Genomic DNA, 23355 nt, shown 5'->3' with positions numbered 1-23355 from the left:
ACCGGCTGCGATCCGATAAGTCAAAGATAGTGGTGCAGCCGGTTAAACCCGGCGGTTCTGGAATTGCTCGACGATGTAAGCATGGCGATCGGCCCCCGCTGCCACCAGCAACCCGTGCGTGACTTCCCGGCGATTATAGAGGATGGGATCGCCCGAAAGCTCGGTCATCCTACCATTCGCTTCGTGCACGATCAAATCTGCGGCGGCCAGATCCCAGTCCCGGCTCTGCCCCCCGGCAAAGGCCGCATCCAGCCGGCCATTGGCGATCCAGCACAATCGCAGCGCCAGCGAGCCGATTCGCGGATAGAGGGTAATGTCCTGCCGGGGATGGACCATCCGCTCGACCAGAGGCTTCGGCCCCGCCACGCGCGAAAAGTCCATTGCGGAACCGGTCGTGGCCCGAACCGGAATGCCGTTGCAGGTGGTGCCCTGCCCGCGGATCGCCAGGAAAAATTCATCTGTGGATGGCGCAAATACCGCGGCCATCACCGGCCGGGCGTCCTCGACCAGCGCGACACAGACACACCAATCCTCGCGACCGGCGAGATAGCTGCGGGTGCCGTCAATCGGATCGATGATCCAGGTCAGCCGTTTGCCGAGACGAGATTCGTCATCGGCGCTCTCCTCCGAAAGCCAGCCGTATTCGGGCGTCGCGGCGCGAAGCCGCTTCTCGATCAGATCGTTGACGGCGATATCCGCTTCGGAGACGGGGGAGGATTCGCCCTTGGTCCATTTCTTGAGTTCTGTACCGAACATTGCGAGGCCGAGCTCGCCGGCCGCACGCACGGTGTCCGCCATCAGGGCGACATCGTGCGCGAGCCGTTTGTCGATGTCGAGATCAGCGTCCGGCAATCGTCAGTCCCTCGACGCGCACGGTCGGCGCGTTGACGCCGTATTTGAAAGCGAGGTCGTTGGCCGGGATCATCGACTTGAAAATCTCGAACAGATGACCGGCGATGGTGATCTCGCTGACGGCGTAAGTCAGCTTGCCGTTCTCGATCCAGAATCCGCCGGCGCCGCGGCTATAGTCGCCGGTCACGCCATTGACGCCCGAACCGATCAGATCGGTGACGTAAAAACCTTCCTTGATATCGGCGATCAGGTCTTCGGGGCTCACGTCGCCTGCTTCCATATGCAGATTGTAAGCGCCGGGCGATGGTGACGACGACACGCCACGATGCGCGTGGCCTGTCGTGGTCATGCCGAGTTCGCGCGCAGTGGCGCAGTCCAGCAGCCAGGTCGTAAGCACGCCACCATCAATGATGGCCTGCTGCTTCGTCGCAACGCCTTCGGCATCGAACGACTGCGAACGCAACCCGCGCACGCGCAGGGGATCGTCGATGATGCGGATATTGCTGCTGAACAGCTGCTTGCCGAGACTGTCCTTGAGGAACGTGGTCTTGCGCGCGACGGACGCGCCATTGGCGGCACCGATGACGTGACCGACCAGCGAGTTCGAGACGCGCGGATCGTACACCACCGGCACCTTGCAGGTCGGCACCTTGCGCGGATTGGCCCGCGCCACCGTGCGCTCGCCCGCGAGTTTGCCGACACTGGCCGGCGAGTCCAGATCGGACGCATGCAACGCCGAGGTGAAGGCGTAGTCGCGCTCCATCTTGGTGCCGTCGCCGACGATGGCTGTCATCGACACGCCCTGGCTCGATCGCAGATAAGATCCGTGGAAACCCGTGGAGGTGACGAGCACCATGCCGCCGATGCCGGTCGAGGCTGATGCGCCGCCCGACTTTGTCACGCCCTTCACCGCGAGTGCGGCTTCTTCAGCTTCGACAGCGCGGCGTTCGAGCTCTGTGACCGATGGCACGACGGGATCGAGCAGATCGAGATTTGCAAAGTCGCGCGCAAGCAGCGCTGGGTCGGCAAGGCCGACATATTGATCATCGGGTGCGACGCGCGCCATCGCGACAGCACGTTCGGCCAGTTGTGCGACATTGTCGCCGGACATGTCATTGGTGGAGATCACCGCCTGACGGCGACCGACGAACACGCGCAGCCCCATGTCGTCGCCTTCCGAACGCTCGGAGGCTTCGACCTTGCCGTCACGCACTTCGACACCATGCGACACGCCGCGCACCGCGACCGCATCCGCGGCATCCGCGCCGGCCTTCCTGGCAGCCTCGACGAGACGCTGCGCCAGCGTGGACAGTACGGACTGATCGAGCAGATCGGAATTGTCGGATTTCGTGGAGACAGACGACGATGCGTTTGGTGAAGAGTTCACGAACAAAATCCCAACATTGAGAGACGATTTCAACAGGTCCGAAGCGGCGATGGCCGCTGTTAGAGATGTGCTTATTTCGCAGGGACTTCAAGCATTTGCCGCGCCGAAAAGGAAAGAATTTCAGGGCTCTCGCAACGGTTCGTCAATCATGCCTGCCAAGCTTCTGTCAATCATGAAGGGCAGTCGGATTCGATTAACCAGCCTTTTTAAGCCGATTCCGAACCGGCTCTGGCAAGGTCTCCCCATCGACCGGGAACATAATTCCGGCGGGGAGATAAAAAGCCGTGAGGCATCAAACAGCGACAGGTGGGGCCCATGCCCCGGGATCGGGCAGCGCATTGCGGCTCGATCCCCATTCACTTCCGGTTCGTTTCGAGGCGCATGATACCCGCGCCGACGGAGCGATCCGCCATATCGAACTGCATCGTACCCGGGTCGTCCTGCATCGCGCCGTCGGCGGCATGCGCATGGCGATCAATGTGCGCGTCAGCGATTTTCTCGGCGTCACCTTGCGCGGTCTCGACGACGGCAAGATGCTGATGCTCGCGCATCGCGATCCTTCACTGTCGATTCCATTGCTGGTCAGTTCGGATCGCGAAGAAATCGACATGGCCTGGCAGATGTGGAGCGAGATCTTCGCGCTTCCGCAATTGCCGGAAGAGAAGACTTACGAACCGTCTCAGCGCCGCCGTCGCCGCAATGCGATTCGCGAACGTCGCCCGAAATTTCTGGTACGTCGTCGTCCGGGCGCTTTGCTCGGCGAAGCCGGCAGCTACAAGGGTGAACGCGAGATCATCGCGCGACACTAAGAAGACAGGCAGGAGCCTCCTGCCGTCTTACTCTCCCGGCAGTCGCAACACCTTGACCGGATTCATCATCCGGTCGGGATCGAGTGCGAGTTTCACGCGCCGCATCAGATCGAGCTCGACTTCCGACGTGTAGAGCGGAAGCCGATCGATATGCATGCGGCCGATGCCGTGCTCGGCGCTGATGCTGCCGCCACAGGCGACGCTTTCCTGATGCACGATGGTGTTGGCCTCGTGCGCCGCAGCCTCGCGGACCCGCGCATCGCCGATGTCGTAGGGAAACACGACGATCACATGCACATTGCCATCGCCGACATGCCCGCAATGCGCGACCTGCGCATTGGGCAGTTCGCGCTGCAGCCGACGCGTGACGCGGTCGATGAATTCCGGCAGCGCCGAGATCGGCACCGACGTATCGTTCGACACCGTAAAACCCTCGCGCTTGTTGGATTCAGAAATCGTGTGACGCAGGTTCCAGATCCTCTGGGCCTTGGCCTGATCGGTCGCAATCACCGCATCGCCGATGAGCCCTTCCTCCATCGCTGCGGCCAGTGCCGTCTCCAAGCTTTCCACGGCGTTCCAGTCCGCGGCGCTGTCCGCCAGTTCGAGCAGCACATACCATGGCGCCTCACCCGCCATCGGACTGCCGCTCGCAGAACCATGACGAAGCACGATCTGCAATTGGCTCTGCGACATCAGTTCAAAGGTTTCGACACGACCGCCCGTGGTGCGCTGCAGATACTGCAATAGCGCAATCGCCTGGCCGACCTCGTCCATCGACACCATCGCCGTCGCTGACACCATGAGCTTCGGATACAGTTTCAGCACAGCGGCAGTGACAATGCCGAGCGTGCCCTCGGCGCCGATGAAGAGCTGTTTCAGGTCGTAGCCGGTATTGTCCTTGCGCAGCGCCCTGAGGCCATTCCAGATCTGACCATCCGCCAGCACCACTTCCAGCCCGAGCACCTGCTCGCGCATATTGCCGTAACGCAGCACACCCGTGCCACCGGCATTGGTGGAGATCAGTCCGCCGACCTCGCAACTGCCGACGCTGCCGAGCAACACGGGAAATTGCCGGTCGTGCTGGTCAGCCAGCGCACGCACATCGGCCAGAATGCAGCCGGCTTCCAGCGTCACCGCATTGTTGAGTGGATCGAGATGACGCACACGGTTGAGCCGCGAGACATTGACGATCAGGCAGTCCAATTCATCCGGTGCGACCGCTCCGCCGGTGAGCCCGGTATTGCCGGCTTGCGGCACGACGGCCACACCGAAGCTGCGGCAGACGCCCATCAGTGCCGCAACTTCCTCCGTACTTCCCGGCAGGGCTACAGCGACAGCAGCCCCGCGATAACGGGCGCGCCAGTCTTGCTGATAGGCATCGGCATCCGCACCAGTGCGCACATATTTGCCGCCAATAACTGCGGCCACGGCAGCAAGAAATGCGGCAGGATCAGCTTTCAGAGACGTCAACACGCTATCCTTCCGCAGAGCTACTCCGCCTTCAGACCGGCGGCCCGAATGATCGGGCCCCACTTCACGCCCTCGGCTTTGACCTGCGCCTCGAGCTCGGCGCCGGTCGAGCCCACCGGATCGCCGCTCAGCTCGCGCAACTGCTTCGCCACGTCCGGATCGGCGACGGCCTTGCGGAACTCCGAACTCAACCGCTCTGCCAACGCCGGCGCCATGCCGGGTGGGCCGAACACCGCGTTCCAGGTATAGGTCTCGTAATCAGGCAGGCCGGACTCGGCAACGGTCGGGATATCAGGGAAGGACGGCGACCGCTTCTTGGTCGTAACGGCCAGCGTGCGGATCGAGCCCGCCTTGATGAACGGCGCCGCGCCGCTCAGCACGTCGAACAGTACCGGGATCTGTCCGCCCATCAGGTCGTTCATGGCCGGCGCGCCGCCGCGATAGGGCACGTGCTCCATCTTCACGCCCGCCTGCACCTTGAACAGTTCTCCCGACAGATTGGGCGGCGTTCCCACGCCCGACGACCCGTAACTATATTTGGTCGGATCGGCCTTGAGCAGCGCGATGAGTTCGCCGACGGTGGTCGCCTTCACCTGCTTGGACACCATCAACACATTGGGCACCGTCACCAGCATCGAGATCGCGGTGAAATCCTTGACCGGATCGTAAGGCGGCACCTTCGCCATCAGAGGATTGATGGTGTGGGTGGAGATGGTGCCCATCAACAATGTCAGCCCATCAGGCTTCGCGCGCGCGACCCGCGTGGCACCGACCACACCGCCAGCGCCGCCGGCATTTTCAATGAGGATCGTTTGTCCGATCTGATCGGAGACCTTCTTGGCGACATGCCGACTGACGATGTCGGTGGCCCCGCCAGCTGCGAACGGCACGACCAGCGTAATCGGGCTTTTCGGCAGGTCCGCCTGCGCCCAGACACGGGTACTCGGAATCATCATGCTGGACGCCGCAACGGCTGCCGAGCGGCAGAACGTGCGGCGTGTGATCTTGCTCGCCATTGTTTCCCTACCCTTGATGATTTTTGTTTCCCACACTGGTTTTCCAGCATTGGGTCTTCCAGCGATCGTCAGAAGGGCGCCGCATCCACATGGATGAGCGCCCCTTCCGTTGGTTCAGAGCGGCGCGTGTCCCAGCGCTGCACGGAATCGGTTCTTCACATAGACACCATCACGCGGCGGTAGCACGCGCGGCGGGTTTTCCGCTTTCACTTTGATGGTCGCTAGCTTGACGCCATCGCGCGACGACAGGCGAGTGCGCAGATCCTCCACGCCGGCCATATCGCGGATCTCGCGCGTCCAGCCGAAGCCGCAGGCCTGCGCCACGCGATCGAGATTGACGCCGAGCCCGGCGTGGCTGACCTGCATGCCGGTCTCGCCGAAATGTCCATTGTCGAGGATCGCGATGGTGAGATTGGCAGGTTTGCGGGTAGCGATGGTCGCGAGTCCACCCATACCCATCAGCATCTCGCCATCGCCCGTGATGACCAGCACCGAATGATCGGGCTTCGCCGTCGCCAGTCCAAGCCCGACCATGGCGGCGCTGCCCATCGCCGCCCAGAGATAGTAGTTGTTGTCGTGGTCGCCGGCAGCCATCACGTCATAGGACGGTGAGCCGAGGCCGGTGACCACGAGCAGATCCTTGCGGCCGGCCAGCAGCTTCTGCACGACCTCGCGGCGATCGAGCGCGCCGGTTGCGTTTACTTGACCCACTGCTTCTCTCCGATCAAACGCTGCCCCAGGAGCAATGCGCAGGCTGCATCACCATTGAATGCCATCGATGCGGCACCATGCAACAGCGGCGCAACATCCTGCGGCTCATCGGCGCGCCAGGTCAGCACGCCCATCAGGTTGAGCGCCTTGTCCGTCGCCTGCCCCATCGGATTCTGCCACGCATTGAACTCGGCCCAGTCGCCGCGCATGGTCACGACCATCAGAAGCGGGAAGCGCGTGCAGGCCTGCAGCGCCAGCGTGTTGATACAATTTCCGACACCGCTGGACTGCATCAGCAGCGCGCCGCGCTCGCCACCGAGCCAGGCACCCGCGAGATAGCCGATGCCTTCTTCCTCGGTCGTCAGCACCACGGAGTTGATCGCATTATCCTCGTCGGCGAGACGGATCGCCGTGGAATGGCCGGCATCGGGCACATAGACGATGTGCTTGACGTCGGCCTCCTTCAGGATGCGGAACACATCGTGCCGCCAATCCACCTGTGAACCGGGCGTGGGCCCTGCATCTGACATTCCAGTCTCCGTTGCTTGCAGCATAGCGCTGACTCACGCTTAGCCCAAAGCAGACAGCCCGACGCATACCGATTTGCTCGAAGAGATATGCCGAGATTTGATCTCTGGCGTTGCAGCACTCGACAACGCGCGAATGGTGCGACGCAGCTACGTTTTCCTGGGATCGATCATGTGTCCAACCCAGATATTCCGGGCGACGAGATCGGCGGCGATCTCCGTGAATGTATCGCCGACGAAGCGCGCCGCCGCGCTGACCGAACGGTCTGCCGGATAGGCCAGCACCAGCTTGCGCGCCGGTGTGGGATCGATTAGCGGCGCCGCACAGAGCACGCCGCTCTCGACCAGCACGTGGATCGGCGCGAGCGGCAAAGCAGTGGAGCCAACACCGTTGCGCACCAGATCGATCATCGCGCCGAAGGAGTCTGCTTCGACACTGCCACGCAACTGAATGCCAGCCTGCCGCGCGCATTCTTCCATGATCCCGCGCAAGCCATGGCGCAGGCTGGGGAGAACCAGCTCTTCGTGGGCCAGCGCCGCGAACGGAACGGGACGGTCCATCCGCAATCCCTTGCTGCCCGCGCTGACGAACAGCAGGTTCTCCATCATCACCGGCACGATGCGCAGTGAACGCAGCGGCTGCGGATCATAGGACACGGCGAGTTCGAGCTCGCCGCGCTGCAGCCAGTCGAGCAGATGGCCCGTGAAGGCCGATGACAGCCGGATCGAGAGTTGCGGATGCACTTCCTTGATCTTCTTCACCAGGGGAACGGTGACGATCTCGGCCACGGTCGGCGTCGTGCCGATGGAGACGAGCCCCTTGAACGACGCGCTCTCCTCCGAGGTGACATTGCGAATGGCATCGAGCTCGGTCATCACGCGGGTGGCGTGGTTGAGAACTTCGCGGCCGATCTCCGTGATAACCATGCCGCGCCCGTGCCGCTCGAACAGCGCGGCGCCGAGCTCTTTTTCCAGAAGTCTGATCTGCCGGCTCAAGGCCGGCTGCGCAATGCGAAGGCGATCGGCGGCCTTGCTCAGGCTTCCCAGTTCGGCCACATGGATGAGTGTCTTGAGCTGCGCGACGTCCATCTCTGTGGTCCACCAGTGCTTAGGAAGGCGCGATTACGCCGCCCGCATGATGGCATCCACAAGCAATCCTGCAAACAGCAGCAGCCCCGCGTCACGGTTGGACTTGAACAGCCGCAGGCATAGCGCGGAGTCGCTGATATCGGTGCGGGTGATCTGCCAGACCAGATGCAGGGCGAATGCCGCGAGGCCGAGCCATGCCGGCCAGCGTGCGCCAGCCAGTGCTAGCGCCGCGCCGATCAGCAACACGGTAAGCCCGTAGAACAGCGTCAGCGCGGCCTGCGTGCGTTCCCCAAACAGCAGCGCGGTGGACTTCACGCCGATCAGCGCGTCGTCCTCGGTGTCCTGATGAGCGTAGAGCGTGTCATAGGCGATCACCCAGCAGATCGAACCCGCGTACAAAGCCAGCGCTGTTGCATCGATGCGGCCGAACACGACAGCAAAGCCCATCAGCGCGCCCCACGAGAAGGCGAGGCCCAGCACGCTCTGTGGCCAATAGGTGATGCGCTTCATGAAGGGATAGGCGGCAACGATGCCAAGCGAGGCGATGCCGGTGGCAATCGCGAAAGTGTTAAACTGAAGCAGCACCACGAGACCGATGAGGGCCTGCAGCACCAGAAATGCAAAAGCCTGTTTCGCCGTGACCTGCCCGGCCGGAATCGGCCGCGAGCGTGTGCGCTCCACCTTGGCGTCTAGGTCGCGATCGGTGATGTCGTTCCAGGTGCAGCCGGCGCCGCGCATGACGAAGGCGCCGATGAAGAACAGCGCGATCATCTTGGGCAATTGATGGATATCATGCGCCATGCCGGAGGCGAGCGCCGCCGACCACCAGCACGGCATCAGCAGCAACCATGAGCCGATCGGACGGTCGAAGCGCGACAGCCGCAGATAGGGCCGCGACCACAACGGCGCCGAGCGATCGACCCAGTTGCCGGTCGCATCCGCAACGCGGGCGGCCGCGTCGCTCATTGGAACAGAATGATCTGCCACCCGATCATCGGGTGAGCACGTTGCCGTTCAGCGTATCGAAGGTGGTGCCGCCGCTCTTGCGCGCATTGTTCGCTTCCGGCAGCGATGCCGAGGAGCCCAGCACGTCGCTGAGGCGCGGCGCTGCCACCGGGCCGCCACCACCGCCACCCCGTTGCTGCTGCGCGACGCTGCACACCTTCTGCCGCATGCCTTCGGTGTTCTTGTGGCCGGTCTTCATCTGTTCGCCGACATTGGGCGGGATGCCGCACTTCTGCGCATTCGCCTCGATGTATTTGATCATCTTGACTTCGGTCTGCGAGAAAGAGGTGATCAGCTTGCAGGCCTCGTCCGGCGGCGCGCGACGCTCGCTCGCAGCCTTGATGGCAGCGCCCTTCTTTTCGGCGTCCTGGCGCAGGGGCAGAAAGCCCTTCATGCAATCTTCGCCGCCGGGCGGGCCCGCCTGTTGCTGCGGAGGAGCGCCGAAGCCGCCACCACCAATCGGCGCAGCGCCATTGGAGGGAAACGCACTGGGTGCGGCAGCCGCACCATTGACCGGCGGAAATGGCGACGCACTGGCAGGCGCACCATTCACCGGCGGGAACGGCGACGAACTCGCAGGCGCAGCCGAGCTGTTGCCCGGCAGCGGCGCGGGAAACGCGCCCTGGGCATGAACTTCGATAGCCTGCATGGCGAACACGGCCATGGACAGCGGCACAATCAAACGACGGATGATCACAGATATTCCTCCGGCAGCTCAGTGCCCCGATTGATCGGGGGCGAAGCCCATCCTGATTCAGGACTTTCTACGATTCCTGCCAAGCCTTAACAACCCACCAAGAGCACGCGGATTCGGGCGGCAGCGCGGCGCAAACCCGCGTTCTCGCATGATAATTCGTCGCAGTTGGGCTAAAGCTCGCCCTCTGAATGGAACATGAACGATGCCGCAAGCCGATTTCCGCAGTCCCCGCCTGTTTGTCGATGCGCCTTTTACAGCCGACGCGACCATTTCGCTCGACCGCAACCAGAGCAATTACCTCGGCAATGTGCTGCGGCTGGGCTCCGGCGCCTCGGTGCTGGTGTTCAACGGCAAGGACGGCGAATGGCAGGCCGCCATTTCTGGCGGCAAGCGGGCAGACCGCCTGACCCTGCTGACCCAGGTCCGGCCGCAGGACCACCTGCCCAACGTGACCTATGTATTCGCCCCGCTGAAACACGCCCGGCTCGATTACATGGTGCAGAAGGCCATCGAGATGGGCGCCGCGGCGCTGCAGCCGGTCATGACGCGCTTTACCCAGGCCAGCCGGGTGAATACCGAGCGGATGCGCGCCAATGTGGTCGAGGCGGCCGAACAATGCGGAATTCTGAGCGTGGCCAGCGTCGCCGAACCGCTGAACCTGCCCAAATATCTCGACCAGCGGGACGCCAAGCGGCTGCTGATCTTCTGCGACGAAGCCGCCGAGGTGGCCGATCCCGTGGCCGCGTTGACCGGTGCCCGCACGGCCGCCTCAGCCGGAATCGATGTGCTGATCGGCCCGGAAGGCGGCTTTGCCGAGGAAGAACGGGCTTTGCTGCTGAAACAGGCCAATATTCTCCGGCTGGCGCTGGGTCCGCGGATCATGCGCGCCGATACGGCGGCGGTGGCTGCGCTGGCACTGGTGCAGACGGCCCTTGGTGACTGGAATGGTAACCAAGTAGGCAAATAGCCCGCTGCCATGACCCGACATTAAGGCCACCGGGTGATGGTGGTCGAAACGTCGCAACCGCCATGCTATGGGCTGCGCCAACGACCACTCTGTTGAGATTGCTGGACTTCGAGATGACCAAACCCGCCGCCCCTCGCGCGACCGGATCCGCCGCCTGGGCGGATGCGCTGCTGTTGTCGTTTGCCGAGGCCGGCTACGCCCATGCCGAGCCGGCGATCCTGCAACCCGCCGATCCGTTCCTCGATATGTCCGGCGAAGACATCCGCAAGAGCCTGTATCTGACGACCGACGCGTCGGGCGAAGAGCTGTGCCTGCGGCCGGATCTCACGATCCCCGTGGCGCGCGATTATCTCGCCTCACCGCAGGCTGGCCAGCCTGCGGGCTTCAGCTATCTCGGCCCGGTGTTCCGCTATCGACAGGGCACGCCCAGCGAATTCCAGCAAGCCGGCATCGAATCCTTCGGCCGTCAGGATCGCGCAGCCGCCGATGCCGAAATGCTGGCGCTCGGCCTCGAGGCGACGGCTGCCTTTGGCCTCAGCGATATCGAAATCCGCACCGGCGACGTCGCCCTGTTCGCGGCGCTGATCGAGGCGCTCGACCTCTATCCGGTGTGGAAGCGCCGGCTGATGAAGGACTTCAACCGCAAGATCAGCCTGACCCACGATCTCGACCGGCTCACCCTCGCGGAGTCGCCGGTCCGCAACGAATATGAAGGCGTGCTCGCCGCTCTCGCGGGCTCCGACCGCAAGGCAGCGCTGGCACTGGTCACCGACCTGATGTCGATCGCCGGTGCCACCAATGTCGGCGGCCGTTCGGTGGCGGAAATCGCCGATCGCTTCCTCGAACAGTCGACGCTGAAAGGCGGCGCACTGCCGCGCGATGCGCTGGTGCTGATCAAGCGCTTCCTCGCGATCTCAGGCGATCCCGACGATGCCCTGCAGCAACTGCGCAAGCTCGCCTCCGATGCCAAACTCACCATCACGGCCGCCATCGACGAATTTGAAAGCCGCATCGGCTTCATGGCGGCGCGCGGTATCGATACCACCAGGACGCGTTTCTCGACCTCATTCGGCCGCGGCGTCGACTACTACACCGGCTTCGAATTCGAACTGCACCGCAAGGGCAATGGCACCGAGCCGCTGGTCGCCGGCGGCCGGTATGACGGGTTGCTGACGCAGCTCGGCTCCGCTACGCCGATCCCAGCGGTCGGCTTCTCGATCTGGATCGAAGCCCTCACTCACAACGCGTCCTCGGCGCTGGTTTCCGGGAGCGCGTCATGACCACACCATTCGTCCTTGCCGTTCCGTCCAAGGGACGCCTGCAGGAAAACGCCGAAGCCTTCTTCACCCGCGCCGGCCTGACGTTGGCGAAGCCGGGCGGCGTGCGCGATTACCGCGGCACCATTGCCGGCTTCGACAATGTCGAAATCGCCTATCTCTCGGCCAGCGAGATCGCCTCGAACCTGGCGCGCGGCGCCGTGCATCTCGGCATCACCGGCGAAGATCTTTTGCGCGAGAGCATCCCCGACGCCGACAAGAAGGTCGCTTTGATCGAAGGCCTGGGCTTCGGCAGCGCCAATGTGGTGGTCGCGGTGCCTCAGGCCTGGATCGACGTCCGCACCATGGCCGATCTCGACGACGTCACCACCGGCTTCCGCGCGCAGCACAATCGCCGCATGCGCGTCGCCACGAAGTATATCAACCTGACACGCAACTTCTTCGCGTCGCACGGCGTAGTCGACTATCGCATCGTCGAAAGCGCCGGCGCCACCGAAGGCGCACCGGCCACCGGCACCGCCGAACTGATCGTCGACATCACCACCACCGGCGCGACCCTCGTCGCCAACGGCCTCAAGGTACTCGATGACGGCGTCATCCTGCGCAGCCAGGCCAATCTCGTCGCCTCGCGCGCCGCCGACTGGTCGCCGCAGTCCCTGGAAACTGCGCGCATCATTCTCGACCACATTGCCGCGCGCGCCCGCGCCAGCAAATACAAGGAAGTGCGCACCCGCTTCGCCGGCTGCAATCAGGCGCTCCTCACCGAGGCCCACAACCGTTTCGGCGTGGTGTCGCCGTTCGGCGGCCCGACCTCGTCGGGCATGATCACGCTGCACTGCCCGCCGGCGCAGCTTTACGCGCTGAGCAGCTTCCTGCGTGCCAACGGCGCAGATACCGTCTCGGTCGCCTCGCTCGACTATGTGATGGATCGCGAGAATCCGCTGTTCGCCAAACTTGAGGCGTTCTTGCGGCAGTAACGCGCAGCGCGGCGTTTCGCCTTGCTGGCGGACGCACTGGCTGATTACCATATGATTCATGAGCGTATTTTAGATATCGGAATCTGATCGATGATGCTGGGCAGCGACGTATCGAGCCTGTCGACCGATGCCGCGACCGCCGCGGCACAAGGCCTGTCGATCGTTGTGCCTGTTTATAACGAGGCACCCGGCCTTGCTTTGTTTCATGAACGGCTGGCGACGCTTGCGACGACACTGAAAGAACGCCACGGCCTCGCCTGTGAAGTCGTCTATATCGATGACGGCAGCGCCGATGGCACGCTAGCGGTTGCGCGCGGCCTGCAAGCGACGTCGCTCGACGTTCAGGTCGTGTCGCTGTCGCGCAATTTCGGCAAGGAAGCCGCGCTGATGGCAGGGCTCGACCATGTCACCAAGGGCGCAGTGCTGTTCATGGATGGCGACGGCCAGCATCCGCCGTCACTGGTCGAACAGCTAGTGCGGCACTGGATCGTCGAAGGTTATGACGTCGTCTATACCGCCAAGGCGCATCGCGACAACGAGTCCTTCCTGCGCCGCCAGGCCGTGCGCGGCTTCTATGCGCTGATCAACTGGGGCGCGCGGCAGAAGATCCCGGAAGATGCCGGCGATTTCCGTTTGCTGTCGCCGCGTGCGGCGGCGGCGCTGCGCCAGTTGCCGGAGCGCAACCGGTTCTTCAAGGGATTGGCCACCTGGATCGGCTTCCGCCAGCTCCGCGTCGACTATGAACCGGCCGCGCGCGAACATGGCGTGACATCGTTCAATCCGAAGCAGCTGATCGGCCTGTCGATCGAAGGCCTGACCTCGTTCTCGGTGGCGCCGCTTCGTTTCGCCAGCCTGCTCGGGCTGCTGCTCGCCTTCGGCGCGTTCCTGTTCGGTCTGTCGATCCTGTGGGAGACATGGGTGTCCGGCAAATCTGTCCCGGGCTATCCGTCGCTGGTCGTCGGCCTGATGACCCTCGGCGGCGTGCAGCTGATCATGATCGGCGTGCTCGGCGAATATATCGGCAAGATCCTGTCCGAACTGAAGGCGCGGCCGATCTATTTCGTCGCCGAACACAGCGTGAAGCGTAACGCGACCGATAGCACGGCGCAAACCACCGACCGGACCGCCGCCGAATGACCGGTGCAGCCCTGCGCCGCATCACACTCTGCGCCGACGATTACGGCATCAGCCCCGGCGTCAATCAGGGCATCCGCGAACTGATAGCGCTTGGACGCCTCAACGCCACATCCGTGATGGTGGTCGGACCTGCGATTTCGCGCGATGACGTGAGTGCGTTGCAGGACGCCGTCGCCAAGAATCCGAATTGCGAGATCGGGCTACACGCGACGCTGACCGCCCCGTTTCATCCGCTGACGATGCATTACCGGCCGCTGCTCGATGAACTGTTTCTGCCGCTCGGCAAGATGCTGCGCTTCAGCCTGTTGCGAAAACTCGATCGCGAGGCGATCGAAACCGAGCTGACTACGCAGATCGCGAAGTTTGTGGCCCTGTTCGGGCGCGCCCCCGACTATGTCGACGGGCACCAGCACGTGCAGACGTTCCCGCAGGTGCGCGATGCGCTCCTCGCCGCAATGAAGAGAAATGCGCCGACGGCCTGGGTTCGACAATCCGGCCGCGTGCTGCCGTTAGGCCAACGCCTCGATAATCCGAAAGCGCTGTTGCTCGACACGCTCAGCGCCACGTTCCGCCGACGTGCGACGCGCGCCGGCGTGACGTTCAATCCGGGCTTCGCCGGCGCCTATGACTTCTCCAAGCAAGCCGACTTCGGCACGCTCATGGCCGGTTTCCTCAACGACCTTCCGGATGGCGGACTGGTGATGTGCCACCCGGGTCATGTCGATGAGATCCTGATCGACCTCGATCCGTTCACCGATCAGCGCGAGCGCGAATATCAATATTTGGCAAGCGATGCCTTCGCGCAGTTGCTGGCGGCGAGCAACGTCACGCTGGCGCGTTAGTCCGCAAACTGTCCGCTCGCCTTGATGATCGGCGCCCAGCGGTCGACTTCGCTATCGAGCTGCTTCTTCAATGCCTGCGGCGTCGCCTGATCCTGTGGCACCGGATCGGTGTTGATGTCGTTGAAGCGCTTGATCAGCTCGGGATCGCGCAACGAATCCTGCAGCACCTTCGCCAGTTTCTGCACGATATCGTCAGGAGTTCCCTTTGGCGCGTAGATGCCATGCCAGGCGCCGGCCTCAAAACCCTTCAGGCCAGCCTCGTCGGCCGTAGGGAGATCCGGCATCGACGACAGGCGTGTCTTGGTGGTGATGGCGTAGCTCTTCACCAGCTTGGCTGCGATCGGGCCGGTGGTGTTGGTGGTCTGATCACAAGTGAGATCGATCTGGCCGGCGATCAGGTCGTTCATCACCGGGCCGTTACCCTTGTAAGGCACTGACAGGATCTGCTTGTCGATGGCATTCATGAACATCAGGCCGCACAGCTGCGAGGCGGCGCCAAGACCCGCATTGCCGAAGGTCATCTTGTCGCCGTTGGCCTTGATATAGGTGATCAGCTCGGCGAGCGTGTTCGGCGGCAGGTTCGGCCTGGAGATGATGGTCATCGGCGCATTGGTGACGAGGCCGATCGGCGCGAAGGCGGTCTTGGTGTCGTAAGGCAGTTTGCGATACAGCGTCGCAGCGGTGGAAATTCCGATGTGATGGATCAGGATCGTATAGCCGTCCGGCTCGGCACGAGCCGCGCGTGCGGCGGCGATGGTGCCGCCGGCGCCTGTGGCGTTTTCGATGATGATGGTCTGGCCGAGGATCTTCGACATTGTCGCAGCGGTGACGCGCGCAACGGTGTCGGTGGCGCCACCGGCCGCGAACGGCACCAGCATGGTGATCGGCCTGTTGGGATAGCCCTGCGCGAAGGCAGCGGAGCTTGCCAGCGTAATCGCAAACGCAAGTGTAGCTGTGGCTTTCATGAGATCCTCCCTAAATATTGTTTTGATTTATTGAAAGCGAACGCCCCGGTGAGGCCGGGGCGTTCGGAAATCGCGTCAGACGTTCGAACTATGGATCGCCTCTACCACGGCGTCGGTCACTTCTTTCGTTGTAGCCTTGCCACCGACGTCCGGTGTGATGATGCCCGCTTCGCAGACCTTCTCCACCGCACGCATCAACCGCGCTGAAGCATCGGGTTCGCCAAGGTGATCGAGCATCTGCGCTGCGGTCCAGAAACTGGCGACAGGATTGGCGATGCCCTTGCCGGTGATGTCGAAAGCCGAGCCGTGGATCGGTTCGAACATCGAGGGGAAGCGGCGCTCCGGGTCGATATTCGCCGTCGGCGCGACGCCGAGGCTACCGGCCAGCGCGCCGGCGAGATCTGAGAGAATGTCGGCGTGAAGATTGGTGGCGACGATGGTGTCGAGGCTCTGCGGCTTCAGCGTCATCCGCACGGTCATGGCATCGACCAGCATCTTGTCCCAGGTGACGTCAGGGAAGTCCTTGGAGACTTCGTCGGCGATCTCGTCCCACATCACCATGCCGTGGCGCTGGGCATTCGACTTGGTGACGACAGTGAGCAGTTTTCGCGGACGTGACTGCGCGAGCTTGAACGCGTAGCGCATGATCCTGACCACACCGACGCGGGTGAACACCGAGACTTCGGTACCGACTTCCTCCGGCAGCCCGCGATGTACACGACCGCCGCAACCGGCATATTCGCCTTCGGAATTTTCGCGCACGATCACCCAGTCGAGATCGCCGGTTTCGATACCGCGCAGTGGCGAGGTGATCCCGGGCAGGATCTTGGTCGGGCGCACATTGGCGTATTGGTCGAAGCCCTGGCAGATCGGCAGCCGCAGGCCCCACAGCGTGATGTGATCGGGCACATCAGGCGCCCCGACGGCGCCGAAATAGATCGCGTCGAACTTCTTCAGCTTCGGCAGACCGTCGGCCGGCATCATCACGCCGTGCTTGCGGTAATAGGCTGAGCCCCAGTCGAAGGTCTCGACATTGAAGGTCACGTCGCCGACCCGCTTCTGCAGGGCTTCGAGCACACGGGTGCCGGCGGCGATAACTTCGGGGCCGATCCCGTCGGCCGGAATGGCCGCGATGGAATATTCGCGCATGGTGAGGTCTCTGCTGGGTTGAACTGGCTCTCCCCACCCTGCAGGTGAGCTACGCCCGGCTCAATCGAGGTTGTTTATATAAATAAATGATATAATAACTTCCGAGGCGGCCGAAGGGCGCCATCGGGAGGCTTGATGGATCTGCACCAGTTGCGCTGTTTCGTGACGGCGGCGGACGAACTGCATTTCGGCCGCGCGGCGCAGCGGCTCGAAATGATGCCGTCCGCACTCGGCCGCTACATCCGCCTCCTCGAGGACGATCTCGGCACACGCCTGCTGACGCGCACGACGCGCAGCGTCGCCCTCACCGATGACGGCGCCGAGTTTCTGAAACAGGCACGCGACCTGCTCGCTCGCGCAGATCAGATCGCGTCGTCCTTCCGCGCACGCGTGCGTGCCCGTGCAGCCACGATCCGGGTCGGCGCAATCGACAGCGCCGCCGCCGGGCTTCTGCCGGCGCTGCTTCACGATCTTCGCGAACGCGCCCCTGACCTTGCTATCAAGCTGGATGAGGACAAGACGATCCGGTTGCTGCCGCGCCTGCTGTCGGGCCGGCTCGATCTCGCTTTCGTCCGACCGCCCGAGAGTGCTGACAAGCGGCTGGAATTCATGTTTCTGTTTCACGAGACAGCCGTCGTGGCCGTCTCCGAGCGCCATCCGCTGGCGTCGCGCACGCATCTGACGATCGCCGATATCGCCGACGAGCCGCTAATCGTGCCGGAGCGACGGTCGCGACCGCACAGTCACGACCTGACGATGAAGCTGTTTGCGGAATCCGGGCTACAGGCGAATGTCGTTCAGATCGCCGACGAGAAGCAGACCATCGTCAATCTCGTCGCCGCCGAAATCGGGCTGGCGATCGTGCCGCGCTGGACGTCTCGCATGCCCGCACGCGGCGTTCGCTATATGCCGCTAGGCATGGCGGCAATGAACAGGCTTCCGCTCGCCGCGGCGTGGGTCAGAGGGACCCGCGATCCGGCACGGGATCAGATTCTCGACATGCTGAAGGCCAATCTGGCGCGCTACGCGCTGGAAGCATGACAAGAGGAAGCACGACAAGGCTTGCCGGTCGTTTTGTCGCATAACTAAATTTAATCCAGGCGGCACTTATTGCGACACAAAGCGTCACTACATCTCCAGCGCGCAAAGCAAGCGCGCTTTGAAGACAGAGGACGCCATGACACCGCAAGAACGCCAACTGGTTGACGATCTCTTTGACCGGCTCAGCAAGGTCGAAGGCGCGCCACGCGATCCGGACGCACTCGACGCCATTGCGCAGGGCCAGCGCCGCGCACCCAATGCGCTGTATGCGCTGGTGCAGACCGTATTGCTGCAGGACGAAGCGCTGAAGCGCGCCCATGAGCGCATCCAGCAACTGGAAGGCAACGGCGCCCCCGAACAGGCCGCTCAGGGCGGTTTCCTCGATTCGATGCGGGACGCCCTGTTCGGTCAGGGTCAGAGCCCGAACCAGCCGCGCGGCTCCGTGCCGAGCGTTCGCCCGCCCGAGCCGAGCCGTCCTGCCTGGAACACCGGGCAGGTCATCGGCCAGCCACAGCCACAGGGTGGCTATGGTCAGGGCGGATACGGCCAAGGTCAGGCGCCGGGTCAGTTCGGCCAGCAGCAACCTCAGGCTGGTGGCGGCGGTTCGTTTCTGGGCACCGCAGCGGCAGCCGCAGCCGGCGTGGTCGGCGGCTCGCTTCTGCTCGGCAGCATCCGTTCGATGATGGGCGGCAGCCATCAGCAAGGTTTTGGCGACGCCGCCAATGCCAGCGAGAGCAAGAGCCCATGGAGCTCCGGTTCGGATTCCTCCGGCGGCAACCTCGGCAATCAGGCCGGCGTCAATGATATCGGTTCGTCTAGCGGCTCCCGCGCCGGATCGTTCGATCAGGCGCAGGCGGATGCCGATCAGGACCAAGATCAAGACCAGGACGACGGCGATTACGACGCCATGGACATGGATTCCGACGACAGCGATTTGGCCTGATCGTTTAGACCAGCAACACAAAAACGGCCGCTCTCACGAGCGGCCGTTTTCATGTGACGGGAGATCAATCAGATCACGACCACCCGGGCGCCGACGCCGACGCGGCCATAGAGATCGATGACGTCCTCGTTGCGCATGCGGATGCAGCCTGAGGATACGTTGGTGCCGATTGTCCATGGCTCGTTGGAGCCGTGAATGCGGTACAGGGTCGAACCAAGATACATGGCGCGGGCGCCGAGCGGGTTCTCCGGACCGCCTTCCATGTAACGCGGCAGATCAGGACGGCGCGCCAGCATTTCCTTTGGCGGCGTCCACGACGGCCATTCCTTCTTCGCCGTGATCGTCTTCACACCGGACCAGGTGAAGCCTGGACGGCCGACGCCGATGCCATAGCGCATCGCCTTGCCGCCACCCTGTACCAGGAACAGAAATTTGTTCGGCGTATCGACGACGATGGTGCCAGCGCTTTCGCTGCCCTGATACTCGACCATCTGCGGTTGATACTTGGGATCCAGCGCGGGACGCGCGGCATCTGCCGTCTCCTCCTGCCGATAGACACGCTGTTGCGGATCCATCGGCGGCAGCAGCGAGCGGCGCTGCTCGTAAGAGTAGTCCGGCTGTTGCTGGTAACGCTGGCCCTGCTGCGCCGGACCATCACTGAACAGAAACTCGATGAAGCCGCCGCCCATGCGCGAGCGTTCGGCATAGGCCGTGCGCTGCATCGGGCGCTGCGGCTGCTGCGCATAGACCACCGGAGGCTCGGCGAATTGCGCCGCGGCTTCCACCGCAAGCGTCTGATGCGATCCAGCGGCGATGAAAGATGCGCTGGCAAGAAGCGTGAGAGAGAACTTTCTGAACATCGACGTACTCTGTACTGTTTCGTCGTGCGCGTTCTCACCTGAGAAGCGCTTTGCACACTCCGACTTAAGGTTAAAATCGCCTCGGTTTGGTAAACACAATCGCCGTTTGGATTCACCACGTCGTCAAACGGCGCAGTTCTATTTGGTAGCGTTTATTTTGAATGAACGTGAAAGCCCCATGGTTAACTAACAGTTTGCGCAGCGATTATCGGCTATAGGTGCGATGTTCCCGCGTGAACTTCACGTTAAACTCATGGGTATACGAACGGGGGATTGATTGAACGTTGGGGGACCTGATGTCTGTTCGTCGCAAGCGATTTCGCATTGAAGAAGTTTTCGGTACTGCACCTATGCCCAATGAAGTGGTGGGCAGCAGCGAGCCGATGCCAATGCATCGCGAAATCATGGCTGAGCTCCGCGCGATCCGCGCGCAGATGGGAGCGCCGGCCCGCAACGCCGTGACAGATCAGGTCGGCGCCGCCGCCGATCAGCAGGTTGCGGAAGCGCAGGCGCTGCTGGCCACCTATCGCGCTCAGATCGAGCAGTGCGAAAAGCTGAAGATCGAACTCGATCTGATCCACGACGCCATTACCCGTACCAAGATGGAAATCGCAGTTCTTCACGGCAAGAGCTTCGAAGGCGACGAAATGGCGAAGGTCAACGGTGAGCTCGGCGCCGTCGTCGGCGGCACTGAAGAAGCCACGCAGCAGATTCTCGCCGCAGCCGAAGCCATCGATAATGCATCGACAGCGCTCGGCAAGGTGACCTCACCCGATCAGCAGAAGCAGATGCTGGAAGAGATCGGCGATAACGTCGTCGCGATCTTCGAAGCCTGTAACTTCCAGGACCTCACCGGCCAGCGCATCAGCAAGGTGATGACCACGATGAAGTTCATCGAGAATCGCATTACTGCGATGATGGACATCTGGGGTGGCGTCGATGAGATCAAGGCGCATGCGCCGGCCAAGGTCGATGACCGCAGCGAAGACGACAAGCTACTCAACGGCCCGAAGCTGGACGGCGACGTCGGCCACGCTTCGCAGGACGATATCGACGCGCTGTTCGGCTAACGCCGGAACCTGCGCGCAAGGTTAGAAACGACTTAACGCCGGGCCGCAACGCCCGGCGTTTTTATCATCACGAAACAGAGCAGCACCGCCAGCGCCAGCACGGTCCCAAGCAGCAGCACCATGCGGTCGGACAGTGTTTCGACTGCGGACGCCACCACGAATGGCGCAAAGGCCTGCACGAACAAAGCCGGCCGCGCGATACGGCCGATCACACGGCCATACCCCGCCGGACCGAACATCAGAAGCGGCAGCGCACCGCGCGCGATGGTCATGACGCCATTGGCGGCGCCGAATCCGATAGCGAACAAGGCCGCCAGCGGAAACGAAATCCCTGCAAAGGCCAGCATTGCGAAGGCCGATACTACGAGCACCACCGCCCCGCGCGCGATCCACAGCGGATGGGTGCGCCCCGCGAGCATGAAGTCTGCCAGCCGCGATGCCACTTGCGCCGGTCCGAACATCGCACCGATGGTCACCGCCGTTGCAGCACTGAGCCCGCCGCGCTCCAGCAGCGCCAGCAGGTTCGACGTCACGCCCGACAGAATGAAGCTGTAAAGCGAAAAAGCCGCCGCCAGCAGGATGAACGGCCAACCTTCCGGGCGCAGGGTTGCTTGCTGGGGGACGACAACGGCGTCCACCACGGGCAGCGGCGCGACGGCGACGTGGCGCGGCAATGCAAAAGCATGAAGCGGCGCAACGACAAAGGCGAAGATCGCTGCGAAGGTCAGATACGTCCCGCGCCAGCCGACAGCCTCAAGCAGAAGATGGGTCGCCGGCCAGCCGACCGTCGAGGCAAAGCCGCCTGCAAAGGTCACGAAGGTGATCTGCCGCCGCGCCGAGGCACCGAAGATACGCGTCAGCGTGGCGAAGGCGGGATCGTAGAGCGACGCAGACATTGCAGCGCCGAGCAACAGCCAGCAGGCCAGATAGGTCGCGGGATGATCGGCTACTGAAAACAGAGCGAGACCCAAGGCACCGGCCAATGCGCCCGATGCCATGACGACATTGCCGCCGTGGCGGTCGATCAATCCACCAACCACCGGCGACAGCAGTCCCGATACGATTAGCCCCAGCGAAAAGCCCGCCATGCCGAAGGCCAGCGACCAGCCATGTGCCGCCGTGACATGCGGCATGGTCAGGACGGGTGGATAGATCAGGATGCCCCAGGTCAGGATCTGGGTGAATGCCAGCACGAGGACCGCGCGGCCCGGTCCGAAAACGAGGTCGCGCAATCGGTGCATGGGCTCACGTCTTCAAGGGAGTGGCGGGACCCGCCTTACGCCTCAGGTCAGGCCTTGTCAGGTCAGGCCTTGGGTGCGCAACGGACATAGACCATGTTGCCGTAGCGAACCGCAGCGTCCTTGTCGATGAAGCGCGTGACGAGAATCCGGCCGTCGAAGGAGACGATCTCGCGATCCTTTTCGCCACCGGCGGGACCGGGCGGGCCGATATAGTTCTTGCCGCTCGGCGAGCCCTTGAGGCGCAGTTCCTGCGGCGTCGCCTCGTCGGCAAGATGCATGATGACCCCGCCGGTGGCGCCCTGGCCGATGATATAGGGCTGCTTGCACTGGCCGCGCGCGGCGTTCTCGGTGCGAACGCGATCGTTGGGATTCATGTAGGACGCCAGACCCCAGCGGCCGACGAGTTCTTCCGAGCGGATCGAGGCTGGCAGTTCCGGCGCCGGCGGAGGCTCCGGCGGCGGTGTCGGCTGCGAGTTCCCAAAGCTGAACCCGCCCAATCCACCAGACGTGCCGCACCCGCCCAATGACAGCGCCAAAGTTGAAACGATCGCAAGATGGGCAACCGTGCGGGCGTAGCGTGACCTGATCATATTATCCCCTAGAGCAAATTCCCCGGCTGCCCGTCCCGGCAGCCAAGCGCAAAACACCTGACGGCGCAATGAGGTCGGCAGAATTACGCCGACTCTCCATTATGGTTTCCAGATCATCCTATATTGGCCTCACCAAGGCCTTAAGGCCTCGCTTGACTCAAAAAGCGTCTGGCCATATTTCCCGGACGCTCAATTAGCACTCCCGGAGCGCGATTGCTAAGGGAATGAGCCGGCCGCCTTGAGCGTTCCGGCTGGATCCCCGCCCGCCTCCGAGATGGCAACGAAATCGCAAACCCTAAAGGGACACTCCCATGGCCAAGACCAAATTCCGCCCGCTGCACGACCGCGTCGTCGTCAAGCGCATCGTCGCCGACGAAAAGACCAAGGGCGGCATCATCATCCCGGACAGCGCCAAGGAAAAGCCGTCTGAAGGCGAAGTCGTCGGCGTGGGCCCTGGCGGCCGCGACGAAGCCGGCAAGCTGATCCCGATCGACATCAAGGTCGGCGACAAAGTTCTGTTCGGCAAGTGGTCGGGCACCGAGATCAAACTCGACGGCGAAGAACTCCTCATCATGAAGGAGTCGGACATCATGGGCGTGATCGCTTAAGCGACTCGCTTCAGCCTCCCTACACGCCGTCATCACCGGGCTTGTCCCGGTGATCCACGTCTAGGCCGCAAGCTCGGCAAGGCGTGGATGACCGGGACAAGCCCGGCCATGACGGAGCTTTAAAC

General features: G+C 63.0%; 24 protein-coding genes. 10 read left to right on the top strand and 14 right to left on the bottom strand.

Annotated elements, in window-relative coordinates; genetic code table 11:
• Positions 1-42 precede the first annotated feature (42 nt).
• Both AB7813_RS25830 and AB7813_RS25825 read right to left on the bottom strand, forming a co-directional pair.
• Positions 43-798 carry a 3'(2'),5'-bisphosphate nucleotidase CysQ gene (locus AB7813_RS25830; RefSeq protein ID WP_441229003.1) on the bottom strand — a complete coding sequence of 252 codons (756 nt, stop codon included), beginning with the start codon at positions 796-798 and terminating at the stop codon, positions 43-45.
• A 40-nt stretch (positions 799-838) separates the two neighbouring features.
• Positions 839-2239, bottom strand: a complete 1401-nt coding sequence (locus tag AB7813_RS25825) for a TldD/PmbA family protein (RefSeq protein ID WP_439057294.1) — start codon at positions 2237-2239, stop codon at positions 839-841.
• A 284-nt stretch (positions 2240-2523) separates the two neighbouring features.
• On the opposite strand from AB7813_RS25825, the gene AB7813_RS25820 reads away from it, so the two are divergent.
• On the top strand, positions 2524-3048 hold the full coding sequence (locus AB7813_RS25820; RefSeq protein ID WP_439057293.1) for a DUF6101 family protein: 525 nt from the start codon (positions 2524-2526) through the stop codon (positions 3046-3048).
• 27 nt (positions 3049-3075) lie between these two features.
• On the opposite strand, the gene AB7813_RS25815 is transcribed toward AB7813_RS25820, so the two are convergent.
• From AB7813_RS25815 to AB7813_RS25785, 7 genes are all read right to left on the bottom strand, one after another.
• Positions 3076-4518 (bottom strand): FAD-binding oxidoreductase, encoded by a 1443-nt coding sequence (locus AB7813_RS25815; protein ID WP_441228728.1) that lies wholly within the window; start codon positions 4516-4518, stop codon positions 3076-3078.
• A 20-nt stretch (positions 4519-4538) separates the two neighbouring features.
• Positions 4539-5534: a Bug family tripartite tricarboxylate transporter substrate binding protein gene (locus tag AB7813_RS25810; protein ID WP_441228727.1), complete on the bottom strand. Its 996-nt coding sequence runs from the start codon at positions 5532-5534 to the stop codon at positions 4539-4541.
• A gap of 114 nt (positions 5535-5648) precedes the next feature.
• Positions 5649-6245: a thiamine pyrophosphate-dependent enzyme gene (locus tag AB7813_RS25805; protein WP_093759374.1), complete on the bottom strand. Its 597-nt coding sequence runs from the start codon at positions 6243-6245 to the stop codon at positions 5649-5651.
• Positions 6233-6775 (bottom strand): thiamine pyrophosphate-binding protein, encoded by a 543-nt coding sequence (locus AB7813_RS25800; RefSeq protein ID WP_441228726.1) that lies wholly within the window; start codon positions 6773-6775, stop codon positions 6233-6235. The genes AB7813_RS25805 and AB7813_RS25800 overlap by 13 nt, the downstream gene beginning before the upstream one ends.
• A gap of 147 nt (positions 6776-6922) precedes the next feature.
• The gene (locus tag AB7813_RS25795) at positions 6923-7861 is read right to left on the bottom strand and encodes a LysR substrate-binding domain-containing protein (protein WP_309947173.1); all 939 of its coding nucleotides are present in this window, start codon (positions 7859-7861) and stop codon (positions 6923-6925) included.
• A gap of 33 nt (positions 7862-7894) precedes the next feature.
• Positions 7895-8827: a 4-hydroxybenzoate octaprenyltransferase gene (ubiA, locus tag AB7813_RS25790; protein WP_441228725.1), complete on the bottom strand. Its 933-nt coding sequence runs from the start codon at positions 8825-8827 to the stop codon at positions 7895-7897.
• A 25-nt stretch (positions 8828-8852) separates the two neighbouring features.
• Positions 8853-9563: a hypothetical protein gene (locus AB7813_RS25785; RefSeq protein ID WP_374725691.1), complete on the bottom strand. Its 711-nt coding sequence runs from the start codon at positions 9561-9563 to the stop codon at positions 8853-8855.
• Positions 9564-9765: 202 nt separating this feature from the next.
• Here AB7813_RS25785 and AB7813_RS25780 point away from each other — a divergent pair, with 202 nt between their 5' ends.
• The 5 genes from AB7813_RS25780 (at position 9766) to AB7813_RS25760 (ending at position 14763) form a co-directional block, all read left to right on the top strand.
• Positions 9766-10530, top strand: a complete 765-nt coding sequence (locus tag AB7813_RS25780) for a 16S rRNA (uracil(1498)-N(3))-methyltransferase (RefSeq protein ID WP_441228724.1) — start codon at positions 9766-9768, stop codon at positions 10528-10530.
• A 113-nt stretch (positions 10531-10643) separates the two neighbouring features.
• Positions 10644-11810 carry an ATP phosphoribosyltransferase regulatory subunit gene (locus AB7813_RS25775; RefSeq protein ID WP_441228723.1) on the top strand — a complete coding sequence of 389 codons (1167 nt, stop codon included), beginning with the start codon at positions 10644-10646 and terminating at the stop codon, positions 11808-11810.
• Positions 11807-12784 (top strand): ATP phosphoribosyltransferase, encoded by a 978-nt coding sequence (gene hisG, locus AB7813_RS25770; RefSeq protein WP_441228722.1) that lies wholly within the window; start codon positions 11807-11809, stop codon positions 12782-12784. Before AB7813_RS25775 ends, hisG begins: the two co-directional genes overlap by 4 nt.
• Positions 12785-12877: 93 nt before the next feature.
• Positions 12878-13921 (top strand): glycosyltransferase family 2 protein, encoded by a 1044-nt coding sequence (locus AB7813_RS25765; RefSeq protein WP_441229002.1) that lies wholly within the window; start codon positions 12878-12880, stop codon positions 13919-13921.
• Positions 13918-14763 (top strand): ChbG/HpnK family deacetylase, encoded by an 846-nt coding sequence (locus AB7813_RS25760; protein ID WP_441228721.1) that lies wholly within the window; start codon positions 13918-13920, stop codon positions 14761-14763. The genes AB7813_RS25765 and AB7813_RS25760 overlap by 4 nt, the downstream gene beginning before the upstream one ends.
• Here AB7813_RS25760 and AB7813_RS25755 read toward each other — a convergent pair.
• Both AB7813_RS25755 and AB7813_RS25750 read right to left on the bottom strand, forming a co-directional pair.
• Positions 14760-15728, bottom strand: a complete 969-nt coding sequence (locus tag AB7813_RS25755) for a tripartite tricarboxylate transporter substrate-binding protein (protein ID WP_116661113.1) — start codon at positions 15726-15728, stop codon at positions 14760-14762. The genes AB7813_RS25760 and AB7813_RS25755 overlap by 4 nt on opposite strands.
• A 75-nt stretch (positions 15729-15803) precedes the next feature.
• A complete protein-coding gene (locus AB7813_RS25750; protein ID WP_441228720.1) occupies positions 15804-16877 on the bottom strand; it encodes a tartrate dehydrogenase in 1074 nt (357 codons plus the stop codon).
• A 135-nt stretch (positions 16878-17012) separates the two neighbouring features.
• Here AB7813_RS25750 and AB7813_RS25745 point away from each other — a divergent pair, with 135 nt between their 5' ends.
• Both AB7813_RS25745 and AB7813_RS25740 read left to right on the top strand, forming a co-directional pair.
• A complete protein-coding gene (locus tag AB7813_RS25745; protein WP_120288551.1) occupies positions 17013-17918 on the top strand; it encodes a LysR family transcriptional regulator in 906 nt (301 codons plus the stop codon).
• Positions 17919-18054: 136 nt separating this feature from the next.
• Positions 18055-18861 carry a DUF2076 domain-containing protein gene (locus tag AB7813_RS25740; protein WP_441228719.1) on the top strand — a complete coding sequence of 269 codons (807 nt, stop codon included), beginning with the start codon at positions 18055-18057 and terminating at the stop codon, positions 18859-18861.
• 68 nt (positions 18862-18929) lie between these two features.
• Here the strand turns inward: AB7813_RS25740 and AB7813_RS25735 are convergent, their stop codons facing one another.
• Entirely contained in the window at positions 18930-19721 is a 792-nt protein-coding gene (locus AB7813_RS25735; RefSeq protein ID WP_441228718.1) for a L,D-transpeptidase, read from the bottom strand.
• Between the two features lie 296 nt (positions 19722-20017).
• Between AB7813_RS25735 and AB7813_RS25730 the strand changes: the two genes are divergently transcribed.
• Entirely contained in the window at positions 20018-20791 is a 774-nt protein-coding gene (locus AB7813_RS25730; protein ID WP_089261924.1) for a protein phosphatase CheZ, read from the top strand.
• 32 nt (positions 20792-20823) lie between these two features.
• On the opposite strand, the gene AB7813_RS25725 is transcribed toward AB7813_RS25730, so the two are convergent.
• Together AB7813_RS25725 and AB7813_RS25720 are read right to left on the bottom strand one after the other, a co-directional pair.
• Positions 20824-22032 carry an MFS transporter gene (locus tag AB7813_RS25725; protein ID WP_441228717.1) on the bottom strand — a complete coding sequence of 403 codons (1209 nt, stop codon included), beginning with the start codon at positions 22030-22032 and terminating at the stop codon, positions 20824-20826.
• 62 nt (positions 22033-22094) lie between these two features.
• Entirely contained in the window at positions 22095-22622 is a 528-nt protein-coding gene (locus tag AB7813_RS25720) for a hypothetical protein (RefSeq protein ID WP_068733601.1), read from the bottom strand.
• 311 nt (positions 22623-22933) lie between these two features.
• On the opposite strand from AB7813_RS25720, the gene AB7813_RS25715 reads away from it, so the two are divergent.
• A complete protein-coding gene (locus tag AB7813_RS25715) occupies positions 22934-23230 on the top strand; it encodes a co-chaperone GroES (RefSeq protein WP_089261928.1) in 297 nt (98 codons plus the stop codon).
• The last annotated feature ends 125 nt before the right edge of the window (positions 23231-23355 follow it).

Origin of the sequence: Tardiphaga sp. 20_F10_N6_6 (assembly GCF_052076045.1) — a bacterium.
Taxonomy (GTDB): domain Bacteria; phylum Pseudomonadota; class Alphaproteobacteria; order Rhizobiales; family Xanthobacteraceae; genus Tardiphaga; species Tardiphaga robiniae.
The sequence above is the reverse complement of the archived record's forward strand: the minus strand, read 5'-3'. Positions and strand labels throughout refer to the sequence as shown.